28 protein-coding genes and 2 pseudogenes are annotated in these 26,690 nt (G+C 43.0%); 3 read left to right on the forward strand and 27 right to left on the reverse strand.

Translation table 11 applies throughout. The annotated features are described in order from the left end of the window. Positions 1–44: 44 nt before the first annotated feature. The 26 genes and pseudogenes from BN3795_RS22475 to BN3795_RS22585 all read right to left on the reverse strand — a co-directional run bounded on the left by BN3795_RS22475 (position 45) and on the right by BN3795_RS22585 (position 23,082). Entirely contained in the window at positions 45–824 is a 780-nt protein-coding gene (locus tag BN3795_RS22475) for a CpaB family protein (RefSeq protein ID WP_068786918.1), read from the reverse strand. An 18-nt stretch (positions 825–842) separates the two neighbouring features. Continuing rightward, complete coding sequence (locus BN3795_RS22480) at positions 843–1,277, reverse strand: hypothetical protein (RefSeq protein WP_009225522.1); 435 nt, start codon at positions 1,275–1,277, stop codon at positions 843–845. Between the two features lie 17 nt (positions 1,278–1,294). Continuing rightward, positions 1,295–1,714 carry a DUF4320 family protein gene (locus BN3795_RS22485; protein WP_068779934.1) on the reverse strand — a complete coding sequence of 140 codons (420 nt, stop codon included), beginning with the start codon at positions 1,712–1,714 and terminating at the stop codon, positions 1,295–1,297. A 42-nt stretch (positions 1,715–1,756) separates the two neighbouring features. Then, positions 1,757–2,005 carry a hypothetical protein gene (locus BN3795_RS22490; RefSeq protein ID WP_036714855.1) on the reverse strand — a complete coding sequence of 83 codons (249 nt, stop codon included), beginning with the start codon at positions 2,003–2,005 and terminating at the stop codon, positions 1,757–1,759. 19 nt (positions 2,006–2,024) lie between these two features. After that, a complete protein-coding gene (locus tag BN3795_RS22495; RefSeq protein ID WP_068779933.1) occupies positions 2,025–2,918 on the reverse strand; it encodes a hypothetical protein in 894 nt (297 codons plus the stop codon). Between the two features lie 16 nt (positions 2,919–2,934). Continuing rightward, entirely contained in the window at positions 2,935–3,801 is an 867-nt protein-coding gene (locus BN3795_RS22500; protein ID WP_068786919.1) for a type II secretion system F family protein, read from the reverse strand. 3 nt (positions 3,802–3,804) lie between these two features. Next, positions 3,805–5,151 (reverse strand): ATPase, T2SS/T4P/T4SS family, encoded by a 1,347-nt coding sequence (locus BN3795_RS22505; RefSeq protein WP_068786920.1) that lies wholly within the window; start codon positions 5,149–5,151, stop codon positions 3,805–3,807. Next, positions 5,099–5,830, reverse strand: coding sequence for a hypothetical protein (locus BN3795_RS22510; RefSeq protein ID WP_068786921.1), 732 nt, complete (start codon positions 5,828–5,830; stop codon positions 5,099–5,101). Before BN3795_RS22510 ends, BN3795_RS22505 begins: the two co-directional genes overlap by 53 nt. Before the next feature lie 101 nt (positions 5,831–5,931). Continuing rightward, positions 5,932–7,221 carry a hypothetical protein gene (locus tag BN3795_RS22515; protein ID WP_068786922.1) on the reverse strand — a complete coding sequence of 430 codons (1,290 nt, stop codon included), beginning with the start codon at positions 7,219–7,221 and terminating at the stop codon, positions 5,932–5,934. Continuing rightward, entirely contained in the window at positions 7,218–7,631 is a 414-nt protein-coding gene (locus BN3795_RS22520) for a hypothetical protein (RefSeq protein WP_068786923.1), read from the reverse strand. The genes BN3795_RS22515 and BN3795_RS22520 overlap by 4 nt, the downstream gene beginning before the upstream one ends. Before the next feature lie 134 nt (positions 7,632–7,765). Continuing rightward, the gene (locus BN3795_RS22525) at positions 7,766–9,481 is read right to left on the reverse strand and encodes a M23 family metallopeptidase (protein WP_068786924.1); all 1,716 of its coding nucleotides are present in this window, start codon (positions 9,479–9,481) and stop codon (positions 7,766–7,768) included. Between the two features lie 9 nt (positions 9,482–9,490). Continuing rightward, positions 9,491–11,455 carry a hypothetical protein gene (locus BN3795_RS22530; RefSeq protein ID WP_068786925.1) on the reverse strand — a complete coding sequence of 655 codons (1,965 nt, stop codon included), beginning with the start codon at positions 11,453–11,455 and terminating at the stop codon, positions 9,491–9,493. 17 nt (positions 11,456–11,472) lie between these two features. Beyond that, entirely contained in the window at positions 11,473–13,467 is a 1,995-nt protein-coding gene (locus tag BN3795_RS22535; RefSeq protein ID WP_068786926.1) for a VirB4 family type IV secretion system protein, read from the reverse strand. Between the two features lie 175 nt (positions 13,468–13,642). Next, on the reverse strand, positions 13,643–14,428 hold the full coding sequence (locus tag BN3795_RS22540; RefSeq protein WP_068786927.1) for a hypothetical protein: 786 nt from the start codon (positions 14,426–14,428) through the stop codon (positions 13,643–13,645). A gap of 338 nt (positions 14,429–14,766) precedes the next feature. Beyond that, complete coding sequence (locus BN3795_RS22545) at positions 14,767–15,159, reverse strand: hypothetical protein (RefSeq protein ID WP_068786928.1); 393 nt, start codon at positions 15,157–15,159, stop codon at positions 14,767–14,769. A gap of 179 nt (positions 15,160–15,338) precedes the next feature. Further along, positions 15,339–15,791 (reverse strand): metal-dependent hydrolase, encoded by a 453-nt coding sequence (locus BN3795_RS25315; RefSeq protein WP_110945318.1) that lies wholly within the window; start codon positions 15,789–15,791, stop codon positions 15,339–15,341. Continuing rightward, entirely contained in the window at positions 15,788–16,330 is a 543-nt protein-coding gene (locus tag BN3795_RS22550) for an HD-GYP domain-containing protein (RefSeq protein WP_068786929.1), read from the reverse strand. Before BN3795_RS22550 ends, BN3795_RS25315 begins: the two co-directional genes overlap by 4 nt. After that, positions 16,327–17,166: an HNH endonuclease gene (locus BN3795_RS22555; protein ID WP_198524803.1), complete on the reverse strand. Its 840-nt coding sequence runs from the start codon at positions 17,164–17,166 to the stop codon at positions 16,327–16,329. The genes BN3795_RS22550 and BN3795_RS22555 overlap by 4 nt, the downstream gene beginning before the upstream one ends. Before the next feature lie 22 nt (positions 17,167–17,188). Further along, entirely contained in the window at positions 17,189–17,602 is a 414-nt protein-coding gene (locus BN3795_RS25725) for a hypothetical protein (protein ID WP_198524804.1), read from the reverse strand. Positions 17,603–17,643: 41 nt separating this feature from the next. Further along, positions 17,644–17,920 (reverse strand): annotated as a pseudogene (locus BN3795_RS22560) (stage V sporulation protein S). Positions 17,921–18,513: 593 nt separating this feature from the next. Continuing rightward, on the reverse strand, positions 18,514–18,723 hold the full coding sequence (locus BN3795_RS22565; RefSeq protein ID WP_068786931.1) for a hypothetical protein: 210 nt from the start codon (positions 18,721–18,723) through the stop codon (positions 18,514–18,516). A gap of 206 nt (positions 18,724–18,929) precedes the next feature. Further along, the gene (locus BN3795_RS22570) at positions 18,930–19,595 is read right to left on the reverse strand and encodes a hypothetical protein (RefSeq protein WP_068786932.1); all 666 of its coding nucleotides are present in this window, start codon (positions 19,593–19,595) and stop codon (positions 18,930–18,932) included. Then, on the reverse strand, positions 19,588–21,819 hold the full coding sequence (recD2, locus tag BN3795_RS22575; RefSeq protein ID WP_068786933.1) for an SF1B family DNA helicase RecD2: 2,232 nt from the start codon (positions 21,817–21,819) through the stop codon (positions 19,588–19,590). Before recD2 ends, BN3795_RS22570 begins: the two co-directional genes overlap by 8 nt. Further along, the gene (locus BN3795_RS22580) at positions 21,819–22,652 is read right to left on the reverse strand and encodes a transcription termination/antitermination NusG family protein (RefSeq protein WP_068786934.1); all 834 of its coding nucleotides are present in this window, start codon (positions 22,650–22,652) and stop codon (positions 21,819–21,821) included. Before BN3795_RS22580 ends, recD2 begins: the two co-directional genes overlap by 1 nt. Before the next feature lie 28 nt (positions 22,653–22,680). Then, positions 22,681–22,821 (reverse strand): hypothetical protein, encoded by a 141-nt coding sequence (locus BN3795_RS25730; RefSeq protein ID WP_156124767.1) that lies wholly within the window; start codon positions 22,819–22,821, stop codon positions 22,681–22,683. Positions 22,822–22,887: 66 nt separating this feature from the next. Then, positions 22,888–23,082, reverse strand: a complete 195-nt coding sequence (locus BN3795_RS22585) for a helix-turn-helix transcriptional regulator (RefSeq protein ID WP_009226489.1) — start codon at positions 23,080–23,082, stop codon at positions 22,888–22,890. A 161-nt stretch (positions 23,083–23,243) separates the two neighbouring features. Here BN3795_RS22585 and BN3795_RS22590 point away from each other — a divergent pair, with 161 nt between their 5' ends. From BN3795_RS22590 to BN3795_RS22600, 3 genes are all read left to right on the forward strand, one after another. Beyond that, positions 23,244–23,675 carry a helix-turn-helix domain-containing protein gene (locus BN3795_RS22590; protein WP_068786935.1) on the forward strand — a complete coding sequence of 144 codons (432 nt, stop codon included), beginning with the start codon at positions 23,244–23,246 and terminating at the stop codon, positions 23,673–23,675. Positions 23,676–23,788: 113 nt separating this feature from the next. After that, the gene (locus BN3795_RS22595; protein ID WP_068786936.1) at positions 23,789–24,268 is read left to right on the forward strand and encodes an ImmA/IrrE family metallo-endopeptidase; all 480 of its coding nucleotides are present in this window, start codon (positions 23,789–23,791) and stop codon (positions 24,266–24,268) included. Positions 24,269–24,283: 15 nt separating this feature from the next. After that, a complete protein-coding gene (locus tag BN3795_RS22600; RefSeq protein ID WP_009226486.1) occupies positions 24,284–25,765 on the forward strand; it encodes a recombinase family protein in 1,482 nt (493 codons plus the stop codon). Positions 25,766–25,799: 34 nt separating this feature from the next. On the opposite strand, the pseudogene BN3795_RS22605 reads toward BN3795_RS22600, so the two are convergent. After that, positions 25,800–26,687: pseudogene (locus BN3795_RS22605) on the reverse strand (CpaF family protein); the annotation flags it as partial. Positions 26,688–26,690 lie beyond the last annotated feature (3 nt).

The raw sequence follows: 26,690 nt of genomic DNA on the forward strand, positions 1-26,690 counted from the left end.
ATCCCTCCTGCCTTCTGCTCAGTCAAAAATTAATAACCTCCTAATCATTGTGTAGGAGGTTCTGTGTCCGTAGGAACAGGGTTAAACTTTTGTTCTTCTACTTCTTGATTGTTGAGATTCATTTCACCACTGATCTCCACGCCAGTCGGAGTAAAATAAATTTCTCCTTCTTCCTGATACTTAATCAGTGCTGCTGCCACATCTGGATTAGTAGTCTCTACGACGGCAATGGCTGGGATCGGATTCTGATTCCCCGATCCTTCCCTCTGAGGTTCATAACCGTTCTGGTTCTGTCTATCTTTAATGAGTAGACCTTTAAGCAAAGGATCATCAGCAGGAGTGACCAACTCGGATGGCTGTCGATCTTGTCCCTTGATGTACACATAAGCATCAACTATAGTTCCCGGCTTAATCATGTCGCCAGCACTCTTAACCTGGTCCGTCTTGACACCAACAAACATTGCTCCGTCTTTTAATTCAAGACTCTCTCCAAATTTGCTTTCCTTAGCTGGGATAAGCATCGACTTGGGAACTGGTATTCCTTTAGGAATTCCAACCTCAGTTGTTACCCAAGATTCGCCTTCCAGCTCCTTCAAATCCCGGATAGCATCATCTGGAATTTCACTCTTTACAACATTGCGTTGTACGAGCTTACCTTTCACCAGACTATACGGAGTTAAATTATCTGCTGCTACATAAACCAATTCCGTTGTCACCTGCTTATTGACGATGCTGCTCTGAATAGCAACGGCTACTCCAGCCAAAATTAAGGCGACAAATACGATGAGCAATCGTCGTGTGGCCTTATTCCATAATTTTTTCAAAATACATTTCACTCCCTGTTACTTAAATTCTCCAAGATAAGGTGTGTGGCGCTTGATAGTTAATGGATAAGAATTAAATCCTAAAATCCTACCCGCAACGAGTTTCACACGAGTATCAAACTGAGCTTCAATTCTTGGCACTTTTGATGCTGTGTTCAGGTAGGAAATTGTTGTCACCAAGTGACTATTCGAAAAAAAATCATTGGTTAGGTCGGTGTTTAGTTTCAAATTAGTTTTCAAAATGTTATGAACCGTTCTTTGAGCTATAGATTCATTTAGTTCCAACCTCCCTCTCTGGTGCTCTATTTCTTCGACACCAGCAATAATCGCTCCATCAAGCGCTTGTTCCACAGCCTTCTCAATTTTGATATGGGCGTTGTAGACTACCAGAAAATCAGTGAGAAAAAACAAAGCAAAGGCGCCGAATAATATCAGCGCCAGATTTCGGAACATATTAGATCACTTCCCTGTCATCGGAAGAATGTACGAGCTAAACCATCTTGCTTTACGCGTATCGGGAGCTTTACCGTCTTTCCCAGCGGTTTTAGACCGATGCATTCATATTCCATACTAGCCTCAACCTCAACGGTATTTCCTCTTTCCACAAGTTTCGGAGTAGCCGTGAGAGTTACTCTAGCCGGATCAATACCAGTCTTTTGAATAAGCCTATTGAACTGCTCGCGATTCGCACTATCGTAACCATTCTCGGCCTTGATAACTTCAAGCAACTCATTTGTAGCAACAGTCAATTTCTGCTGCTGTACGATGTAACCGTACAGGTCGATACCAAGATAGAGAAAAATGGCTGCGACCAGCGTGAAAAACATGAGTGGAATGGAACCTACAGCTCCACGGTTATTCCTGAGCGGAGCTAGCCATGTTTTAAGCACCGAACTTCTCTCCCCTCCCGTGGCTTTTTTTGGTATTAATCATTAAGAAAGGTTGTCAAGTTTCCCTGTGATGGATTGCCAGAAAGTAGGGAGCCAGCCTTTGATCAAGCCCCATACAACCACAATAGCAAGTACAGCTAACAGGGCGTAACCCAAAATTTCTACGATTGAAGCCCCCTGTTGATTTTGTAAAGGTCTTGCCAGTCTGAGTACAACTGTTTCAGTACGAACTACCAACTTCTCAGCCACACCATTTTTCCAAGTTACCACTTTGTTCATAAATCTTTTCATTCCAATTACCTCCTGAATTTTATAAGTTTTGAATTTGTGAAAAAATATCAATAAAAGCAATAATGACGGCTGCAAAAGCGTGAAGAGCCACCAGAATATATAGCGTCTTAATCTTCTCTGGCTGGCTACGGGTGACTTCCTTTAGCGCAGCAAGCCGGAGTTTCCGGAGATCCCCCTTAATGCTGTCGAAGTACTTCTTGGCTTCTCCGTAACCGCTATTAATCCCAATCTTTACCGCAGCAGCAAAGTCCCGCATGACGGGAACATCGGTTTCAGCTGCAAACAAATCTACGGCATCGGTGAGTTTCATAATGCGGATGTTGGCATTGAGCCGTGCCAGCATTTTCTTCATCCGGGGACCACTCGTTTCCTCCAGCCTCTGAATTGTCGTCATGAATGACTTACCTGTTTCGAGAGCGATCATCATTTTGCTTATGAGCTGCGGCAAATCCCTTGTGATCTCTTCCTGCCTGCGCTTATAGGCCTTGGTTATTTCACCAAGTTGCGCAAAAAAGAACACAGCTACTGCCAACGGTATGGCTAAAAACAGAACTGGAAGATCGAGCAGAAAAGGAAGCACTAAAAAAGGAAGGCTCCCGGCAAGCGATTTAACCGCTTTGTCAGCAAGCTCTTCCTCAAAGGTGTTTTCTTTTCCAAGCAGATTGTACATCCGACGAAGCTTCCCATTAAAAATTGGCAGCCGAAGATTGAGTAACTTCGGCATGAGCCTTTCTGCAAACATAACCGTGATTGGGTCCATTTTCAGTTGCCGTAACTCTCTGTGATTTTTCTGAAGTAACGCTGCCTGATTCGCATAGCGCTTTTCCATATCGAAACTGGGCAACAAAACTTTTAATGCCAGTCCGGAAATAATCATGACGGACAGAAACAGCAAGATATTAGATACAATCAATGGACATCCCCCCTTTTTAAACTTTGTCGAGATTAAGCGACAGGTAATCGTCGCCTTTTCCTATAGAAAACAGCGTTGCGGCTGCAAAGGAAACTATATAAATCTGACCATGCAAAGTATTTAAAAAGACATTTGCATTGCCATTGTTCATAAAGGACATCATGACTGGCATCATCCACGCCATACCGATGACAGTAAAGAGCTGTTTTCGTTTGCTTTTAGCTTCAATGTCCAGTTCCTGAATCTGAGTGATATCCTCTCCAATCTCATCCACGGTTTCCTTCAAACTATCCAATGACTGAGGATGAAATCCTTCCATCTGAGCCATTCTGAGCTTATCCAAGAAGTCTTCCATCTTTCTGATCTTCAGTTCACTTAACATCTCTTCAAAAACTCGATCAATCGGAAGCCCCACGCGTAATTGATTTGATGCTTTTTCGAAGATCGGCTTAGTCACACCGTCCATATCAAGCACTGCATTTTCTAATGCTTTCTGGACGTTCGGAAAATCAGTTAGCTTGCTGATAAAAAGACGCAAGTTTGAAGGAAGATCGAACAGGACGTTTTGTCTGATTTTTCGTTTCACTTTCAGGACAATCGTTCTTGGCAATGTAAAAGACAATACGGCTCCCAAGGCAATAAAAAAGTAGTTTCCTGTGAACAAGGCAATCAAGCCGATCAAACCAACGGAAAACATAACCAGGAAAGCGAACTCCCGAAAGGTGAGTGACCACCCAACCGTCTCCGCTTCCTTACGCACCTGCTCATAACCAAGAAACTTGGAGAGTGTGAATCCCTTACCTGCATTGGCATTAGGAATGACCAGTAGCAATGTTACAAGAGACAAAGCAAAAAAGTAAATGAAACTGACCCATAATGACATTACTCACTCCTCCTCACACCAACGAGATATTGTTTCTTCAGGAGCGCCTTCGGCAATCAGTTTTCGTTTTAGCTTTGTCAGCTTTCCCGTCTGATTAAATCGACGATGAACTGGATCATATTGAAATATTGGTTGAATGATAGGCTTATCACCTTCAAAACCAATCAATTCACCAATTTCAGATACCACCCTTTTCCCAGTACTCGCTTCATATTTCTGAAACAAAATCAGGTCAAAAGACATGACGATCTGTGATGCAGTCATAGGATTATTTCCTGAAAGTTGTAAAAACCGCACAGCAGCCTCTTCTGTTCCATTAGCATGTATCGTTAGGTGGACAATATGTCCTGTGTTCGCAGCCACAAGGGCTTGGCTGGCAGCAAATTCATCCCGTACCTCACCGATCAAAATAACATCGGGATTTTGCCGAAGGCTCGTTTTTACAAGTTTCGGAATTGGATAAGCTTTTCGCTCATCCTCATGTTCCTTTACAATTACGGAAGCAATATTGGGATAATCCTGATAGCTAAGCTTAGCTTTGAGTAACATTTCTTCGGAATCCTCAATACAGAAAAATCGGGTCAATGGATCGTAGTACTGTGGGAAGCGTATGAGTTGAGTTGTCTTCCCGCTATTCGTTCCGCCCGCGATAATGCAGTTTACCCCATAGGGGAGAACATCCTTAAGGAATTCGGATATTTCCCTTGACAGGTTGCCATAAGAAATACATTCATCGTCTGAAAATACATCTGGCGGAAATTTGCGAATAGAGATGATTGGGCTGTGGGTACTGACCCCTCCCCTAGTCACATCCATAATTACATTGATACGGAATCCGCGATAATTCGCGTCAATAACAGGCTCATTTGCAGTAAGCGTCTTACCAATTGGCATTAGCATTTTATCAATGGTCTGATAAATATGATCGTTATCACGAAAACGGATTTCGGTCATATGCACAGGAAACCCATTTCGCTCTACGATCACTTCTGCGGGACCGTTAATCTCAATACTGCTAATTGCCGGATCATCTAGTGCCGGCTGCAACACGCCCATCTCCGTAATTTCAGTACGGATATAGTCAATAACTTCGCCAATATCCATGCTAAATTTCAAGTCTCGCTGATCCCGGATAAAGTCTGAGATATGGTATTTGACCCTGTTCCGTGCTTGCTCATCAATGATTGCCCGGACAAACTCATCATTGTAGTTTGTGATAAGGTATTGCTGCGTCCGCTCCAGCAAAGTCTTTAGGTTTTCGTCGTCCGTCTTGCTGCGAGTACTGGTTGCCTTAATTTCAGGCCGACGGTACTGTACGAACTCTGCCGGATTGATCAACCCGATAGCCATTCTCTTCACCCTCCCATCTTGCAAATAGTTGTTCTGGACGGCTTAGAATAGGTTCTTCTTTAAAGTCACCATTTCTAAACTCATTGCTAAATAAATTGATACGCTGTACGTTATAATCTTGTCTCAGAGCTTTGTAGGTTGCATAGGAGCGAATAATTTCAACAGGCTCATTCATGCCGAGCACTACATGATCTGCTTCCCGTAATGCGAAGAAAGTCATTGGATGAATCAATTGACCTTGTAACACCACAAAGATGTAGTGATAGCCTGACAAATGAACTTTTAAATACGCTGGCAATTCACTCAATGTCGCCTCTTGTTGAAGCTTAATCAGTGTTGGACTGTCCGGCTTACTTTTGGGCTGAATCAGTAATCCATCAAACCCATCAAAATGCTGCAAATACTGGTGAATCCCCTGCAACATGCCCCGATCATAGTCAATCAGTAATTGATCTACCGTTTGTCCATGCCCGAGTTCCGATACCCCCAACCGATAAGCGACTCGTGGTAGCCCAAGACACGGCAGCTCAACGACTACGGCCGTTTCTTCTCGCTTTTTGACATGACTCAACAGCTTTTCAAGCAGCAAAGATGCATCGCTTCCCGCCGGGTTCCACAGTGCGACCATAAGACCTTTTGCTGAGTTCGTTGCTTCTTTTTCTTTCTTCCTTCTAAACATCCGAAGCATTTCTCCTCTCCATGTATATTTAGGGGAGAATAGACGTTCCCCTCACACTTAATAAAAAAGCCTCCACTCCAAATTAAGAGTAGAGGCTTCAATTACTGTACAAACCATCGTTTTCTTTTTTCCTTGGGCCGTAGCCAACAAGCAAGTTCCCCTGAATCCGTAAATGGATTGGCTTCTAAAGGATTCATAATAGAGGTTATAGATGGTAACATCTCTCTAAATTCCTTGATCATGTCTTCATCTGCATAATTGATAATGAATGATGATTTTCTCAAGAGAACAGAGAGTTCATTTAAATGTTGAACAATATAATGCAAATCCCATGGTGCAGCCGACAGGGTAATGAATTGGAATTGAGAACGCAAAAATTCTTGCGCAGCCGAATTCATCACTAATCTTCCTTCGTTTTCATCCACCAATACACCAAGGTCAAGAATAACTGAGTCATATCCGAGCGTGTAGACTTCGGCTACATCAAATGGTGAACGATTAGGGAAGAAATCAATACCGTGTCGCTTGAACTTTAAACCGTCAAAATCTGTAGCAAAACTCACGATGTCTGATGGTCTGGGCTTATTTCTATATTCAACAAAAGCCGTTTTCAATCCCTTACTCGCTGTCTCATAGGCAATCTGGAGGGCTGTGTGTGTATTACCACTCCTACGTGCTAGTCCCCCAACTGCAACGATGTAGGGCTGGGATACATGATAGATCGGCAACTTCTCCGGTTGAGAATCGGTTTTGTTCTGCATATCCCTGCCTACATATTCCTGTTTTTCTTTTATAGTCACAGGACTCTCTATATGATCTGTTAACTCAGGGGCTTCTCTCTCATTGCTTTCATCATTTACCGGTACAGTTACTTTTTCAGCCCGTTTAAACCCCCTTGTCCAGTCGGATAACAGAGCCTGAACCTTCCCTTTATTCTTCTCTAAAGAGAATCCAACTTTCTTCTCGACTTTCTTTTGAGAAGACGCAGGTAATTCAGAATTAAAGCCAGGAATATCCGCCAATGTTTTTTTCGTTTGAATCCATTTTTGTATATCCTCTACTCCGAATTGTTCGGCGGCATAAACATCATATATACCGTACATCCCTAAACTTCTTTGCCACTCGCTATCTACTTCTGGCAAGATAACAATCAGTCTTGTATCTGGTACGCGCATGCGCACTTCCTTCAGGAAGTTCACACAGTCCTGTCTATGTACTACTCCTAGCCCTCCATCAACAATTGCAATTTCCGCATCTACCTGCCCTGCTGATGCAGCAACCGCAAACTGCTCAAGCGTTACATCCGTACCAGCAATAGAATAACCTTGTGCTTCTAAAGCTTCAGCAAGTGGCGTCAGAATGGACAAATCAAACACCAGGTGTAGTTTCACTGTTCGCTCCTCCCATCAAACAACCAATTCAAAATAGACATAACCCCGTCAAATATCTGCGGCCAGAAATTGATGATTAGATATCCAATAATGGATAAAAACAAGAGTAGAAAGGCAACTGAAAGCAGCTTTCTATAGAAGAGACCACCGATAAGCAAGATTAGGAAAATGCCAAGTGCAAGATATACATAAAAGTTACTTCCTGATTGAACGGCAGAAAAAAGCTCTTCCCCCTTTTCATTTAAGCGATTCCCCACTTCCTCAGGATCAAATGTCTTAGAATTGTCTTTGATCTCCTGAGTTATAGATGCTTCAATAGATGCATTATTTGAAGCAAAAGCCGTATTTAAAGGGACATGGCTGACCAGTAAAATAATCGCCATTAACAACGCCCGTACTTTTAATATCATCTGTACCCCTCCATTTTATAGCAAAACAAAAACAACCCCTGAATATAGAGGTTGTTGTTTTGGAATATTTTTACAATTAAAAGAATATAGCTTCGCTAAGGATACTATTATTTTATCTCGACTTTGGATAACCGTCAATCCCCTAATTTGGATAATTGTTCATAAATACTGGTTACGTTCCTAACCCAATTTGAACCGGTAGCATATACCCCGTTTGGATTTTCAGGATCGCTCAACCATGCGATAGGACTAACTGCAGATGGTTTCCCCCTCGAAAGCTTTACTATCGTCTTGGCTGCAATTATAGCAGCGTCCTTAGTGGTTAATTCAGCTCCCTTCCCCTCTTTCCAGCTTCCAAAGACATTCCAGGGATTCTTCACAATCTTATCCGCATACTTATTGCTTTTTGGAACAAAAGATTGTTCTGCTCCAGTGATAGCAATTAGCAAATAAGGATCAATTCCTTGAGCTTTTGCCGCATCATCAATCATGGTTAATATCTCTTTTGTAGCCAACATTGAATTTCGTTTGCCTAACCATTCAAGTAATACAGGTATATCCAAAGGGCGGTAAACCAATATATCGGATGATTCTTCATAACCGAAATAAACCAGCGGATTCACAGGCTCTCCATTTACCCGTACTTCAAAGTGCAAATGCGGTCCCGTTGAACCGCCAGTATTCCCCGACTCTGCAATCTCTTCCCCTGCCTTTACCGTTTGTCCTGATTCCACCTTAACCTTATTCAGATGATAGTACCGCGTCTCCATACCGCCATCATGTTGAATCATAACCGCATTACCTGCGGTGCCTAAGTAGTCAGCAAAGATCACTTTACCGGATTTCGCAGCATAAACAGGTGTACCAATCGGTACTCCAATATCAACGCCCGCGTGCAGTTTTATTAGTCCTGTGATTGGATGAACTCGGCTTCCAAAAGTTGATGTGATCTTACTTCCCTCTGTTGGCCAAACTATTTCCCCAATAACTGGAGACCAGCCAACTAGAGGATCTCCTTCGCCATCACCATCAGAAAGATATGAAAGCCAGTATTCTAAAAGAAAGTCCTGATCTTCTACTCTCTTTGCACCATGAGCAATAAGGATTTCTCTTAATGGCTCCCAATCTTCGCTGTACATCGGTTCAATCCGTTGTAATTTGTCTTGGGTTACAGTTGTCGTCAGATCACCGCATGGAGATGGGGAAGTTTCAGTTGTTGTTTCTGAATCATAAGTATAGACATAATCATTTTGAATCGTCTCTGCCTTTTTCAGAAGAAGAACGGGCTGACGTTCAGTCACTGTTGACTTTTCGTACGTAACCTCACCATCCTCATCTTCATTTCGAAGACAAACCTCTTTCACCGTAACAATCTCAGAACTTTTCCATGTGAACTTGGGGCGTACTTCTTTAAAAGTCTCCTCTGGTTTCAGCACTACTTCCTTGACGTTTTCATCTAAAAATGTGTTAAAAAAAGATGGATCGTTGAGTGAACGATCCACCTGAGCCAGCCACTGCCAATTCAATGCATAGGTTTGGACTTGAGATTCTTGCTCTGCTGTTAACTCTTCATGCCAGCGGTCAGCAATAGCCTGATACTCATCAAACAACTGTTCATCTGAGTCTTCTTTGGTACCATAGAAAAAACCAGATGTACGATCCTTGATTGTATCGAACGTCCCTATCACTGACTGCTTCGGAAGCTCAAAGATCATAAAATAGAGCAAAAACAGCAGTAGTGCAATCCCTCCAATAGCCAGTACATAAGGAAGGATAGCTTTCAATATCGGCTTTAATGCTTTGTTAAGGAGTACTCGTCCTCCTTGCTTTAGCATTTTTTCAATATCCATTCTTTCCCCCTAAACATAATAATTATAGTGCTTACCTCCAGTTGATGGAGACTTATCAGGCCCTGATTTTGGAGACGGAATATTTTCTCTTGAAGATGAATTTACAGTTTCACCATTCGCATTCTTGATTTTATTGGCATCCATGACCCCTCCTGTGACTTCTCCACCATCTGAAATAATGTTACCTTTAAAATTTTCACCGTTGGTTCTAACACCCCGGTTTACGGCAACATTTCCAGAAGCACTTCCGGATCCACGAGCACGAGTCGGCTCAGTCTCAGCAAAGTTGGACTTACCCTGTGTCTTTGTTCTATCCCCATCAAACTTCCCGCCATTTATAGCTATACCTTCGTTGATAACACCTACACCTTTTGCTTTTGTTCTAAAGGGCTGTTCAGGCTGTTCAGTTACAACAGTTAGCGAACGTTGCATAGGCTTTTCTTCATACGGCTGATCGGTCACAAGTATGGGTTCCTCTATAGCTTCCTCTCTACCGCTGTTAACCCAATCTGCGACCTTCTGTGCACCGGAGTAAGTTTTCTTGCCTAACCACATACCGCCTTTTCCTACCAACTGAGCACTTTTTCCAACTCCTCCTCCAACAGCCCCACCTACAAATGCTCCTTCTAATGGCTTACCCGCCATTAATCCAACTGTGGCTCCTAAAGCGGCCCCAACGCCTTTTGCTCCTTGATTTAGAGCAAATCCAGCAGCCTTCTTACTTATATTCGTCGCCCTATTTCTGAAACTCGGCTTTGCACCAGACATTACCCTAGATGATGAGCCGCTAGAAACAGCTCCTGCTGTACCAGCGGACGCAACATCACCAGAAGACGTATCGCCCATCAATTCAGATGAGCCGCCACCAGCCGACTGTGCTTTTCCCGATTTCTTTCCAGAAAACATTTTACCCATTGCAAGTAACGTACCAAAACCTAATGCTCGACCCATTTTGGTATCTGGTTGCTCTGTTCCCAAGAGACGTTGAACAAGATTTTGTATGGAGGAAAAGCCAAATAAGTACGCCACAATCACCCAATTAGATACACCATCGCTACTAAAATAGAGCAAGAAAAAAAATAGCCCTAATGCCAAAGCATGGGCAACGGGCAATATCATATTGGCAACAAATTGATCCCACCATGTTTGCAAAGCGTTGCGATAACGAGGAAACAAGGTCAACATACAGCATGCAACAAACGTTACTAGTAGGATCATTAGATTAATAGATCGCATGGTATAGTCATAGTTTAGTTTTGCTGTCATAAGCGCAGCCATCAGAACCAAAATGGAAACGATAAATCCCCGATAGCTAACCATATCATCATACCCAGCTTCACCTGTCCCCCAAATCGTATTGAGGAAGAGTCCTGGCTGAAGTCCGTAATCGACCATAACCGCCCAGATTAAATCCGTAAACCAGCTAACAATCGTAGCAACGAACTTCCACAAATACACACCAAATCTTAAAGATATTAGTCCAACAACAAAGGCTGTTGCATAATCTTTGGCCTTTGTTCTGCCTTCTCCAGTGTATCCGTGCCAGAGAAGTAAAAAAGCCATCAGTATAAGAGCAATAAAAATAGGATACGGTATAAAACGTTCCAAAGCAGTATAGATCGCGTCTATCGCATCCATCATTCCCTCGGAAAATACTCCAAGGTATAAACTTGATCGAAGGTCTTCCGTACCCCCCTGCAAGAACCCATCATTGGATGTTTCGGGATTTTTGCCGAATACCAGCAAAGTTACATCTTTCATATTAAATTTTTTTATCAAAAAATTAGCCGCTCCAATGAGGACATCAGAAAGGGTTCGCTCCATCAATCCCGGCTTGTTATCCTCGTCCGAATAATATTCCTCGACTTGCTTACCTATAATACCCTTTTCTTCGGCTGCAAAGGCAGGAGTTGCAAGGGCAAAACTGTGAACCAGCATTAGAAATAAACACGAAATGATCGTAATGCGGCGCAAGCTTATTCTCTCCCTTCCTATGCTGTTCCCTCAGCCCTAGTTCTTTCCTTGATATATCGTTTACGCTCCGCGTATAACGGATCGTTCGGGTCTGTGGTAAACAACATATGCTCATATGGGGATGCATCTACATGTACGATAGCCGATTGATTATCAACTTTGACGAGCATATCTCCCTTGCGAGCTTGATAAACAAGGAAGTCGGCTTCTCCTTCAGTTAACGCTAGTTTTCCGCGCACAGCATCAATATCCAGCGCCTCCTGAATGCCGATAATCTTAATCGGGCTGTTTTTAATGGCAGCCATTCCAGCTTGAGAGCGAGTAAACACCTCCAACCCCTGAGTAACAGGAACAATCCCTGTATTAGTGGCGCGTCCTTCACGAAACGCACTTTCTGCCCAAACAGCTCCAAAATCTTCGTCAAGAAATATATTCTGGCATTCTTCAATGATGAGGAGTTTCTTAACCTCTGGATGTTTCTTCGCCCAGCGTTCCATCATCCAGCGTTCAGTAACAAATAAACCGATAGGACGCATGATTTCTGGATCAAGGCGATTAATCGCAAAACCAAAGATTGGTGCATTCTTCAGTTCTACTGTAGAAGGACCATCAAAAATAGCGTATGAACTCATTTCACCCTTGCGGGTAAATGGTTGTAATAACTCACTCGCCTTTCTAATGGCTTCGCTTTTATGATTGCTCATCTTATCATACAGCCCAACTAGTTCAGGCATTGCTTTTCTTACTTTCCCAGTCCGAAAAATGCCATCTTGTACAATCTGATCCGTCGTGTACAGACTCTCAGGGTCTGTAGTTATCTCGTACTCCGCATACTGCTGTCTTATAGCTCGACCAATAAATACTTTCACTTCGCCGGTTAATACACTTCGGTCATAAACAGAAATCATTTTAAAGACTAATGCCTGTACAGAATTCGCCGCTTCTTCGATATCAACAAATCTTGTCCCGTCTGCAAGTTCTGTAATGTCAACATCATATGGATTGATACGATGCTTAGAATGCTCGTGGAGTTCAATAAATGGGCAGCCCAAAGCACGAAGAAAGTCGCCGTACTCTCCCTTCCAATCAATAATTCCAATTTGCCTTCTTAGATGTGAGGAACGATGTGTAACTAACATGGTCACAAACGTTTTCCCGGCACCAGAACGTCCAATGATGCACATATTATAATTCGCTAGTTCTGGATGCCAGTTGTCCAGCCACACCGGACGTCCCATACGATCTTTACCAATTACAACACCACTACGATGATTTAAGCTACCTCCACCCCATGGAAAAAGATCAGCCACGTTAGAGCTTTCCAATGATAGAATGTGCTCTTTTTGAACTGCCGTAGCTTCGGCAGTAGGTAATACGGATTGCAGCGCTGCAAGTTGTTGACCATCGGCTGATCGGAGATAGATCGACTTCCCAGCAAAGCGCTGAACAAGTGAGCGACACAGTTTCATGAGTTCTTTCCATTCAGGGGCGCTGACGATTACCTGAATAGACACTCGAAAACTTCGTTCAACATTCAATCGAATGCGTTTTTGTCGCTCTTTCAAGTCTGCAATTTCGTCTCTCATGGCATCAATCTTACGAACATCTTTTTCATCAGCCAAATCTGATAACAATCCTGCTATCCGTCTGCCGATCTCATCTAGTTCTCGATCATTTGATGACGGCTGAACATGGATCGCTAAGTCCACATCCCCTTTACCATGATCTGCTCGAATTAAGGAATCCAGCATCCCTGCCCAGGTATTGCCCGAAGAAATCTCAGCATAAAAACTACGAAAATATCGAGTTGGTGTAATTGTTCCACCGACTTCTACCGCATAGTCATCAAGCTTAATTTGGTTAGCACTTTTATCTTTCGGAATTGTTTCTCTAATAAATGAAGGGGCAGCGAAGTCAGCTCCACTAGCTTTCCCGGTATCAAGATGAGACTGGGTTTCATTTCCCAGCCCCTCACCTTTTTTATTCCTTTTTATAAAATTGAACACTTCCATTCCACCTTCTTATACCGCTAATTTATCTCCACAAACTTTACATGTACGGACAAGCTGACCGCTTAAATAGCTCAGTGAAAATCTTACACTCCCACAAGGACAAACTCCGGGCCTACTTGGAACTTGATCAATTTCATTTTGCCTGACCTTTTTAACGGCATCTGACCAGGTTCCTTTACGCATTTTGCAACTCTTCCTGTGTTAAAGAGTGCTTTGATCTTTTGAATGAATCTGATCGTATTGCATCAATCATCCGCGCTTGTGGAGCCAGCTCACGTTGTAAGGTTTGGTAGGTATAGTTCCATATTCCCGCCTTATCCAGACGCTGATATCGCATTCCTACTTGTTCACAGAAGCCATATAAGATGTTCTCTACCTCTTCTAATACTTGCAATGCCAGATCAGATTGCTCTTCTTCCGATAAGTTATTTTTCTTAGGAGCGGCTTTGTCCAAAATCGCATTCATTCTCCCTGCCCCTGCCACACCTGTCTCTGCCTTCAAAGGGTCGTATTCAAAAATAATATATCCGTGATAATTTCTGATCGTGCCTTGATCCAAACTCTCTATCAAATATTGTCTTACCAATCCTCCCGTTTTCTTCAGGTCAGGATATTCATCAGGAAGCTCTTGAACCGATTGTCCGTAAGCATCCGTATAATCCTTCATCTCAAACAGTTGGGATTGCGTGATAAATGTAACCGGTAATGAGATCGTGTTAATGAGGCCAAGAAAGTTAAGCCATACAGCTTTGTTTTCCTCAATCGAGGCATTATCCAGATTAATAGGTTCGACTTCAACTACTAAGCGATATTTATTGCCGTTTTGAGCAAGCCCATCCCATGTGATATTGGATTTATTCGCTCCGATTAGTTCCTGAACGGTAAGTGGTTTCTCTTTTTTTTGATAGTTCATAAAATAGAGCACTGCTGCCGCTAAAGCTAAAATGAGCATCAGGACCATATCATGCTCCTCCTTTCTTGTACAAATATCTTCTTCGACGCAATCTCAGTCGAAGTATCAGATAATAATATTTCCATACCGGGAGGTTAGTCCCGGTATGTTTGAAATAGCAAAGATACATGCAGAATAAGAACGGTATAGAATAGTGGAGCCTTGAATAGAACCAGTCTGTCCCAATGCGCGGAACCACCTTGGACATTTGAACAGACAAATACCCTCCAACTGTCCACCATGCCGCTTGACTGAGACTTAGGCCAATGCCAAAGATTGTAATGAACTTTTCTTTGATCGCACTTTTGTACGGTATCGGATGATATTGTCCCCACATAGCCAATTCCTCACAGTTTGGATAGGTCTATGCCAAATAATTTGAAGACCGCGCCCAAGATATCTTCTGTCCAAAACGACAAAACTAAGAAAGCAAGGAAAAACACAATTTTCCCTTTCGTCTCTCTTAAAGTGTCCGGGGAAAAACCTGCCCGGAAATAGCTGATAGCAAGCCACAGCCCGAAGATAATTGTGAGTGTCACAAAAATGCGCCGCGCCATATCAACCCCCGCAGTGGTTGATTCATCTACCTTTTTCTCCAAATTAGATACTTCGCTACCTTGGCTACCCTGAATTCTCTCCTTGATGCTCTGTGCATGTACTGAATTCTGAAGAGGGGTAGCACTGAACATAAACAATAAACCTGCCATCATAACAACTAAAATCTGCTTTAACCTTTTCAAGTGAATGACCTCCCTATTTGCATACTCCTACTCGTTTGTCTTTCCGGAACTCACTTACCGACCACGCAATACCATACTTTTTGCTAATCCAACCTGCAAACATGCAATCCCCTCCCTTCATATGTTCTCGATAAAAGCAAAAAAGCTCCCACAACAGTGTGTAGAAGCTTTTGATTATATTAAGCGATATAAAAATGACTATAACCACCTAGTACCATCCATGCTCCCCAAGCGGCAATTGCAATAGTCTCAACAAAAACAGGTGGGATTCCAAATAACGGAACACCACATTTCCAACGATGCGGCCATAGCAAGGCAACTTTGCCTGTTATTACATCCAACATCAGATGGGATACGTAACCAATTAAAAAAGGCCATTGCCAGCTTGAATGAATGCTAAGCAATAACCATACACAAATTCCAAAAATGATGCTGTGTGTCAATGTTCTCTTTCCAAAAGTAGCCTCTATGACACTCGGCAAAACAGGAATAAAACGCCCTAGTAAGCTGTTCTGACGATCTATATCCGGCAATAAGGATGATACCGCTACAACGGCAAGCTGGGCTGGAGAGTGGATGCCAAGCACCATTGCGGCAGTCACTCCACCAACTAGATGAGAAGCCCCATTCATACCGCTACACCCTCTGCCATCATCTGCAAGAATGCTTCAACCACTCTTGGATCAAACGCCTCTCCACTTTGTTCTTTAATATAATCTAGCGCTTTATCTACAGGCCACGCTGCCTTGTACGGCCTATTTGAACATAGGGCATCAAATACATCACATACCGCAACAATACGACCATACAGCGGGATTTCTTCGCCCATAAGACCGTGAGGATATCCTTGTCCGTCCCAACGCTCATGATGTGAAGCGACAATCTCCCTCGCCGCTTCAATCTCTTCGCCTGTATGTACAGATAGAATGGATAATCCGTACTCTACATGCCGTTGCATCAACTTACGTTCCTCTTCATTAAATTTTTCTTGTGAATCCAATAAGTACGTAGGAATAGCTATTTTACCAATGTCATGGTACAAAGCTCCCTGACCAATAAGGGAAACCTCATGTTCACCTAACCCCAACTGACGAGCCAGTGACATTGAAAGATGACTGACTCGTCTGGCATGATCACGATCAAGCATATTAAGCACGTTTTCTAAAATCAATCTTCTTCCCCCTCGAACAACTGTTTCAATTCATTTTCAAACCACTTGGCAGCCTCGCTTCCGGTATCCAAGAGCTTTTGTACAGATACCAATAGTCGTTGAGCCTTCTTTTGTTCCTGATCTTCATCTTGCTTAACAATGTTATTGGCTCCTTCCTGTTCTAAAATGACCTTGCGCAAATCCCTTGTACTCAGGGCTTCGTCATTTGCCTTCATCAATAAGGCAGCCGGTTCGCTTGAATGGCTAGCTACCCGATGGTGATACCAACTGAGTGAAGGGATACGAGATTCTGGAGTTGGGAATGTACGGTACACATGAACAAGTTCACGAATTTGCGCAGGGCTGATTCCAATTTGCGAAGACAAGAATTTTTGCTTGGCTCCAGCAGCTAGCATTGCATCCAGAAGCTGCCCTTTAGCAAACCTCGTTTCCTGTTCCTGTTCATCGATCTGAATATAGGCTTGCAGTAGTTCCTCTATTTTGGGCTGGGGAGCAAGCTGAGCTGGAGGCGGCTGATAGCTCAGTTTCAAGATATCCGCCACTTCCTCTGGTGTCAGCCCTTCACGTTTAGCGACGATTGTAATTAATTCATTTCTGTCCAAATTTCCGTCATGAAACAATCGGCGATGCCAACCACACAAATGAATCAGATTCTCCCTGCGATCATCTCCCCCAGATCCACGAGTGCGGATATGATGTGGCTCCCCCTCTGCTGGATGACTACAACGTTCTCCAGTAGCAGAGTCAATGTACTCACAGGTATGTCCAGATTCCTCACGTATGGTCTGGATGTTTTCTCTACTGCGAATTCGTTCAGACTTTGTTAATGTATTCATATGAACGATTCCTCCAGGCTATTTATTGAGTTAATGACAATATTGGAGAAGAGCGGCGCAAATCTATGGCCTGTAGCGCCACAAGGTATAGCTCTCTATCCCAAGAGCACAGACCCACGGATAAATCAAAATCACGACCATTCCAAAGGTTCAGGCCAAGCTCCAACAAGCATCTAGTTTGTCCGGTAAGCGGAGCTGTATCACCAGTTGTTTCCCCGCAATCTCTTCGTATGACAAAATTACACGGGTCAACTAAATAATCAAAATACCAGTCAAATGGCCCATGTACTTGTTTTTCCAAAGCGAAACATTTGAAAATTTCAGGATATGCTCCGATGTAACAAGCAGCGCAATAATCTCTTGCCTTTTTTACGTCAGGAAATTTCGCTGCAATACGTTGAAAATTAATTTTGTGTTGTTCGTTAGCAAAGTACATCCTTCCCACCCCTTTCCACTTTCCAGAAAGTTTGTCATTGATCAATGGCTCTCAGACTCGACAATTAGCTTCATGGCAGTTCTCTGCTTTCCTTCAATCATCACATCCACAAAAGCAGGGATACAAGTCAGATTGATACCTTGGGATGATACATACCCCCCTAGCTACAGCTACAGCTTTAAGCGCCTGGTTGACAGCTGCTGCACCAACGGCTTGTAATTCCAGCTTCACCTTTCCATCGCGGATGCCACCAGCCACAGCACCAGCTAGTGCATTTACCGAAGATTTTGAAGACACTTTAAATACATTTTCAGACATATTAAGTTCCTCCATTTGACTTTTTTAGAGTTTCCTCACTCTCTATAAAATACAAAAAGCCTCTGACCTGATTAACCAGTCAAAGGCTACCTAATTGTATTACATTAAATTTTCGAAACACTAATTTGATCAAATATGATATAATAATACTACTAATTATTTCTTTTTCCAGGCTCCGCTCCCGGAGTCCGTCTTGGTCTTGGTCCATAGTGATATCCCAGCGAAAATCATTAAAAAGGGAGTGGTTGTTATGAAAGAAATGTTTACGAGTCTCAAAGGTATCCTGATAGTTCTTCAAGTCATCACATTGTTCGTCAACATTGCAATCTTTAGTAACTCCATCGCTGGGGTGCCTGGAAAAGGAAGTAATTAACTGCTGAGTTAAATGTGTCATCAGTGCAAAAATAGGCTTTTAGATATTGGGCTGATAGGACTAGGGAGGGGATTGCTCCATATCTGCCTGAAACCACCATGCCTGCTCAGCGCTCCCCGTTCCTCCCCCTAGTGCCCCTCAGCCCATTCGCCAAAAGTGACACTCACCACAGCCGGTGCTTCAAAGACTGTTCATAGTGCGCACGCGCATGCTCTGAGATTTAAGGATCATCCTCCTCAACTTCAATCTCTTCCCATGTATAACTCACATTCTCCTTGATCCATTTTTGCACAGCTTCATCCAACGACGTCCTGACCTCTGTTTCTGTTGAGTTTGACGCTTCCCATGATATTTGCAGATCAACATCGTATGTATCTTCATCTAGCTCACCAAAGATAAATTGAATACGCACATCTTTTGTGATTATCATTCATCGTCTCCTTTTAGCAACTTAGCCCCTGAAATCCATGGTCACTGTAATTTATATAGATTAAGAAAGAAGACCACCCGCTGAAGTCAGGAAACCCTTGATACATAAGCATTTTTCAGCATTTTGGGGTGTCACCTTTTCGTGACACATGTGTCTCCTTTTGGTGACACCCCCTACTCACAGAACGCCTGCTTTTTGAATGATAATTATTTGATCCGCTTACTTTTTTGCATTTCCAAAAATTTTTTCCTCTTAACCAACTTCCCATATTGTCCATGCGGATCAACAACGGCTTTGATCGGCAATTTCACACCAGCCTTTTCCAAAACGTTGTAATGAATCATCAGTTGAACAATCCCGCTTTGAAGTTTATTTTTGTCTCCACAGCATATAATCTCTGGATTCAAGAAAAATGGCCGCCTTGTGACATGGCGGCCGTGAATTTTAAGTTCATGAATATTGGCAAACTCAAACATAATCCCCTTCTTAATTAAATCAGAAATCATCTCACTTGTCTTTTGCCGACTTCGCTTCAGATACGTTGCAATCTCCGACACGGAACAATATTGCCCCGATGTAGGATCAACAATAGCATTAACGTTCATTTTAAGCATAGGAGCCAGTGTAAAGATGAAGCTAAACTCAGCACTAGTTAAATATTGAGTCTGACATAAATAGGCTATATTTTCATCAATGGTTTGAGAGAATCTTGTTTGATTTACTGCTCTCTGCCTTTTGCGTACAATCATGAACCCTTGTTCATTGGCTTTGGCCTCTTCATCATTGACCTTACCTAGATCAATCTCAGTTCGCCTTTTCGCCTTCAATTCTGCCTGTTGAAGTGTCTGCTTTAACGCCCCAATCTTATCCATATACCTTCCTCTGCCCTGTAGGAATACTCTGCATATTACTCTCAATCCGCTCCCTTAGTGCTGTATTACGCTGTACCATCTTGTTGTTGCTTATAGCCTTACTAAGTGCCTTACGAGTTCCAATCATGACACAGACATCCTCAGCTCTCGTCAGGCCAGTATAGATCAGATTTCGAGCCAACATAACGTAATGGCTGGTAGAGACAGGCATAATAACTACAGGGGCTTGTCCACCTTGAGCCTTGTGTATGGTAATGGCATAGGCCAAGAGTAAGTCTTTTAATTCATGCTTACTATAGACCACTACTTTTCCTTGAAAATCACAGGCAAGCCCTATTTCATCCGTCAACTCGCCTTCTTCATCCTTTACTAAGGCTGTACCTATGACAACGCCAATATCACCATTTAAAACCTTTTTCTTATAGTCATTACGAATCTGAATAACCTTATCTCCTTGACGATATATACGCCCAACGGTCTTCATCTCGGCTTTATCTAATGCCGGAGGATTCACCGCCGCTTGGAGTGCATTATTCAGTTCCTCAGTGCCAATTACACCTTTCTTCATTGGGCTGAGAACTAGAATATCCTCTAACTTATGCCCCTTGTCCAAAAATCTCAGCACACTGAGCACAACCAGATGAGCAATCCGTTCAGGCTCAGGCTGCTCGATGAAAAAGAAATCGTCTTTATTTTTATCAATGACGACCTGTTCTCCATTATTTATGCGATGAGCATTCATAATGATTTGACTTTCTTGCGCCTGACGGAATATCTCTGTTAAACGAACATGAGGTATTCCTGCTGTAATCATGTCGTGCAGGACATTACCCGGCCCCACAGATGGGAGCTGATCGGTGTCTCCTATAAGGACCACTTTTGTATTTGGCCCGATTGCCTGAAATAGATGATAAGCCAATTGCAAGTCCTTCATCGACACTTCATCCGTGAAAATCAGGTCAAACGGCAACGGCATATCATCCCCATACTCTGGTTCTGCTCCTGGTCGGAAGCCAAGCATCATGTGAATAGTAGAAGAGATCATTCCCGTCAGTTCTCCAAGCTTACGAGCTGCACGGCCTGTAGGAGCACATAGCCCAACGGATGCTTCGGGATAGTGCTTTTTATATATGTCGATCATAGCCTTTACCACAGTTGTTTTGCCTGTGCCTGGATTTCCTGTAACAATTAGAATCTGCTGACGAAACATTTCTCTAATGGCTTCACGTTGCTTATCAGCCAAAACTATACCATGCTTCATCTGATACTGTTTGATTGAATTTTCTATAGAAGGCATAGCTCCGCCACTCCGGGTTGCCATGCAAGCCAGCTTATGAGCAAGTTTATTCTCATAGATATACAGGTGCTTCGGATAAATCTTATCTTCTTCCCATATTACTTGTTCATGAGCTGCCATTAACTGAAGTTCTGTTTCAATATCCTGTTCTGAAACGCCACTTAAAAGCTCTTTAGTCCGATCAATTAGATCCTGTTCAAAGACAAAGCAGTGACCACCCTTATAGCATGTCTCGTTAAGAACATGCTGTAACGCTGCATTTAAGCGATATGGCGAGTCTGTACTAATGCCTATTGTCATAGCTATCTCATCAGCCTTAAGAAACCCGATTAGATGAATCTCCGTGAGTCGATATGGATTACGCCGCACAATATCAACACACTCGTTCCCCCATTGCTTATACATTTTCGTTATAGTATCCGCAGAAATTCCGTAGGGCAACAGCGTCATCATAATCTGCTGAATTTCAAAATTGCTTTTAATGCTATCTGCAATTTTCACTGCACTTTTCGTGCCAATCCCCTTAATACCCATTAGACAAGCGGCACCTTCATGCATAATCCGTTCAAGCGTCTGATCACCAAGCTTCTGAACAATCAGCTCAGCCGTCTTCTTCCCGCATCCCTTCACAAATTTTGAACTGAGGAAGTAAACAATTTGATCTTTGGTTTTAGGTAGGGGCCGCTCCCAATGATCTACAGCAAATTGCAATCCATATTTCGGATGAGTCTCCCACTTACCAAAAACAGCAACTCGTTCGCCCTTATTAACTCCATACAGATTACCTTTGATAGCAAACGGCTCACCACCGTCTTCCGGTTGCCAACGAGCTATACCGAAGTTGTTCTCCTCGCTCAAGCTGCCGTTACGCGGATGAATAAAGTACACCACATGGCCTGTGCTCGTTTCTAGTAATGGTGCTTCCATCAGCTAACACCTGGCTCACGAAGATATTTAAACAATAAAGTTATCAATGATCGCGGTGATTGCAGCCATTTGCTTTGAAGATCAACAGAGTATATAATTTTGTCCAAAAAGGTTCTTGGAAAACTCACAATTTCTTTGTTATTTCTTACAAATGCTCGCACCCTTTCAGCCATTCGGTTCTTATGTTGCTGAATGCTTTTCAGTTCCCTTGCCACTACTCCAACCGGCTCTTCAGCCCCCTTTTCAAGCTGTTGTATCGCACTCATTGTGAGTTTGTGGATGGCTGAAATTGCAACATCCAAAGCTTTTAGTGCTTGTACGCGCTCTTCCTTAGTCTTGGCCATATTGACCTCATGCAGAGCATTCTTCATATTTTTCTCAACTTCATCGACTTGAACCTTTTCTTCCGTAGATCCAGGTGCCTCTTGTTCTTGAATAGGCACTGCAACTTCAACTTGTTGTTCCTCTGGCTCAAGCCCTAACATCTTTTGAAACTCTTCGGCTCCGATAACTTGTCCAGAGCCAGTAAATTGTTTTATTACTCCGGGGATACTCTTGATGAGATGCCACACATCGGCAGGTAAATGCGCCGAGCAATTATTTTCATCGACTGAGTAATTCATTTCAATAAAAATATAACCGGGCATAATAGCACGTTTAATCTCTTTTCCAAGCTTTCCCTGACCGAGCAATCGTCGAGTAGTTGTTGTAAATGTATGTACTGCCTTGATCCAATTTTGAGCGGATTCATTTCGAGCAAACGCCCACTCCATCAGCTTTTTAACATTGTTCTCTTTACCAGTCATAACCTGTATTGCAAATGCAGCTCCCATCAGAGTACCTCCTTCATCGTTTTACTCACTACATAGCTTTTTCTTGCTTTGCTTTTCGGCTAGCTTGAATCTCAGCAGCGTATTTGATATTTAAAGCTGCCAGCATTTTGTGCAGCTTATTCCAAGCTTTTTCAGATAAACCAGGGTTATATGGTTTTGAGATTTGCATTCTAATAATCGCCTCCAACAAAGTTTCTATAAAGAATACTTTTTTGAAATTATGTTTTCATTTAGTTTACTTTTGAGGTAAAAAAATATCATCAGGATACATATTAAAAAATGCTGCTATTTTTACTGCAAGATCATAGTAAAGTTTCCTTTTACCGTTCTCGATTTGCCAGTAGTAAACCTTACTTATCCCTACAGCATCAGCGACTTCCTGACAAGTTTTATTATTATTTTTTCTTATTTGCTTTAAAGTCAAGAGCACTATGCAGCACCTCCTTGAATAAACCATTAGTGAACTATACCCAGTATATGTTAGCGTTTAGTGAATTGTCAATGAATAATTTCTATTTAGTTAACTACATTGAAGTTAGCCGCTTGTTAACTTATTATTAAGTTAATTGAACTTGTTCTGGAGTGATTAAATTGTCTTTTCCCTATCGTTTAAAGCAACTTAGAAAAGAGCATAAGTGGACACAAGAAGAGCTAGGTGCAAAACTGAACCTAACTAAAGTTTCCATTTCAGGTTATGAAAATGGAAATAGAACTCCTGACATGGACACCCTCATAAAAATATCAAACGTCTTTAATGTGTCTATCGATTATCTCGTAGGAAAATCAGATGTACGTTCTGTTGATTCACCCATTATTTCCGGACAAGTCTTGAAGAATTCAATCACTAATTCTACAAAACCACCACTTCTTGAACAAATTTTTTTCGATGGTTTTTTAGAGGCTTCAAACGAAGAAAAGGAAGAAATTATTCGCTACTGGCATGAAGAAATCAAAAAGAAAAAGAAAGTACCTCCTACAGAAAAAGACACTGACGAATCCGCTTGGGATTTGAAAGATAAATAATTCTATAGCCCTTTAGGGCTTTTCTTTTACAGTTTAAACAGAACATACGTTCCGTTTAAACGTGTTTTCAAAGCTTAGAACACCATAATCACCAAGAAAAAGGACGATGTTTCATGAACTTAAACTTAGAGCAGCAAGTGAATAAACTCTTGAATTATCTCAATATCCACTACCCACACGAAATCGACATCGAAGCCATCGCTTATGCTTGTAAAGCCGAAGTCTTTCCAACTTCAATCCGCAGTCATTGTATCGCCCATCCCACAAAAATAGGATGGAGCGGTTTATATATCAACGATCAGTTATCTCTGCCTGAATGGCGACAGACCGTAGCCCATGAGTTGTGTCATCATGTTCTACATGTAGCCTCCCACTTAGAAATATCGAACTTACATATCCAGCGCCACGAAATACAAGCAGCACATTTCGCAGAGTATCTGCTTGTACCCCTTCACATGATCAATCATGACGATATTGCACACATCAATTACCTTGATGAAGGTATTCGCTGGATTGCTGAAGAATTTGTCGTTCCACTCGACTTAGCCAAAAATAGATGGGAAGCCTGGAATGCACAAAACATTAATGTTTAAGGAAGCGATGTATAAATGCGTGTTGCTATCTATATTCGTGTATCAACAGACATGCAAGCAGAAGAAGGTTTTAGCATTGAGGGGCAACGTAGTCGTTTAATCAGCTTTGCAGAATCACAGGATTGGGTCATACACGACTTTTACGTTGATGATGGCTATTCAGCAAAAGACTTAAAACGCCCAGATATGCAGCGTATGTTGGAAGATATGGAGAAGAAACTGTTTGATGTTGTTCTCGTTTACAAACTCGACCGCCTTACTCGTTCCGTAGGCGACCTACACTCCCTACTTAAAACATTTGATCTTTATGGCGTGAAGTTTAAGAGCGCTACAGAGATTTTTGAGACGACGACAGCAATGGGGAGGTTCTTTATCACCCTTGTCGGTGCAATGGCTGAGTGGGAGCGTGGGACGATCTCAGAGCGTGTACGCTTCGGAGTCGAGCAAATGGTTGCGGAGGGGCGACGTCCAGGTGGCGTAGTGCCCTATGGATACACGCAGGACGAGCAACTCATTCCTGAAGAGGCTGCACTGATTCGTGAAGTCAGAGATTTGTATATGAGTGGTAAAGGTTATAAATCTGTGGCTATGATTATGAATCGCTCGGGTAAGCTTCGAAGAGGGCGAGAGTGGACTGATGCTACCGTTGCCTACACATTAGAGAACCCATATTACGCAGGTATCATTAGGATTGGTTCAAAGACCCCTGCTGGTACATACGTTAACAGCAAACGAGATGAGAGGGTAAAGTGCGTATATGGTAAAGGATCACATGAACCTATTTTTACTCAAGAGGAGTATGAAGAACTCAAGAAATACATGAAACGGAAATCTCAAGGCGGATTCAGCAAAGTTGGTGAATACTGGTTTAGTGGCGTTTTACGTTGTGGTCGTTGTGGAGCAGCTATGTTTGGACGATTGACAACAAAAAGAACAACAACCAAAGGGATTGTCCGTACTCAATACTATATTTGCTCTAACCGTCATCACAGTAAGACGTGTGATCTCCCTATCTTTCGCCAGACACACATCGAACATTTGGTGTTCCAGTACATTAATCAAATTCAAGAAGATATGGAAAAACTTAATGAAGAGGCTATGAAAATATTTGCTGATGAAGGAAAAAAGAAAAGTGCAATCGACAGCGCCAAACGCGAGCTTTCAAAGGTAGCTGAACGTAGGGAAAAGTGGCAGTACATGTTTGTTGAAGGCTTGATTGGGAAGCAGGAAATCCGTAAGAGAATGGCTGAAGAGGATAAGCGTGAGAAGGAGATTCGCCAACGGATTGCACAAGAACAAAAGGCTTTTTCTGGCATACCTCGAATTGAAGAACTGGTTGGACTAGCAGAAGGCTGGGCGTATTTCGATGATCAAGAGAAAAAAGAAATTATTCATACTGTCTTTGATAAGATTGTAGTAAACACCGACTTACGAAAAATTAAAGGTGTGAAAAACAAGTTTTTTGATGCTTACATCCAAGAGATCTCGTTCAACTAACGACTCCATGTCTAATTCACTACCACAATACCCACGATGGACTGCCGTCATGGCCGGTATTCATCGCCTGCAGCATATCCAGCGCTTCTGCCCCCCGCACCTCCCCGACAACAATCCGATTGGGCCGCATCCGCAACGAGGATCGGATCAGGTCGCGCACGGTAATTTCGCCCTTCCCTTCCGTATTGGCATTCCGGGTTTCCAGCGACACCAGATTAGGCACCGTGACGATCTGCAGCTCGGCCGAATCCTCAATCGTGATCACCCTCTCGTCGGGGGGAATGAACTGGGATAAGGCGTTCAGGAACGTTGTTTTCCCCGAGCCCGTCCCGCCGCTGATAAAGATGTTGTATTTGCTCCGCACCAGCCGTTGCAGCAAATCTGCCGCTTCCTCGCTGATGGAGCCGATCGCTACCAGTTGCTCCATCGTCAGCGGACGTTCCGGAAATTTGCGGATCGTTATCGTCGGTCCCTTCAAAGCGATGGGAGGCAATACGATATTAACCCGCGAGCCGTCCCGAAGCCGGGCGTCCACGATGGGCGACGATTCGTTCACCACCCGGTTCACGCCGGACACGATCGATTGGATGATATCCTCCAGGCGTTCCCGGGATTCGAAGCGAACGGGCATTTGCTGAACCTGACCTTCTCGTTCGACAAAAACCTCCTCATGGCTGTTGATCATAATTTCCGTCACACTGCGGTCCTCCACGAGCGGTTGAAGCACATCCAGCCCGCGAAACGAATCGTACAGCCTGCGCACCCATCTGCGCTTCTCGGCTGCGGTTGCCTCGCGCAACCGCCGGTCCTCCAGCACGCGCCGCTCGATATACTCCAGCAGCTGGTCATCGTTCAGAACGGAGGTGACATCCAGTCCCTGACGAATTTCACTGCGCAGCGCTGCAAAGTCCGCTTCCTCCATCTC

The sequence above is a fragment of the Paenibacillus phocaeensis genome, assembly GCF_900021165.1.
Classification (GTDB): Bacteria; Bacillota; Bacilli; order Paenibacillales; family Paenibacillaceae; genus Fontibacillus; species Fontibacillus phocaensis.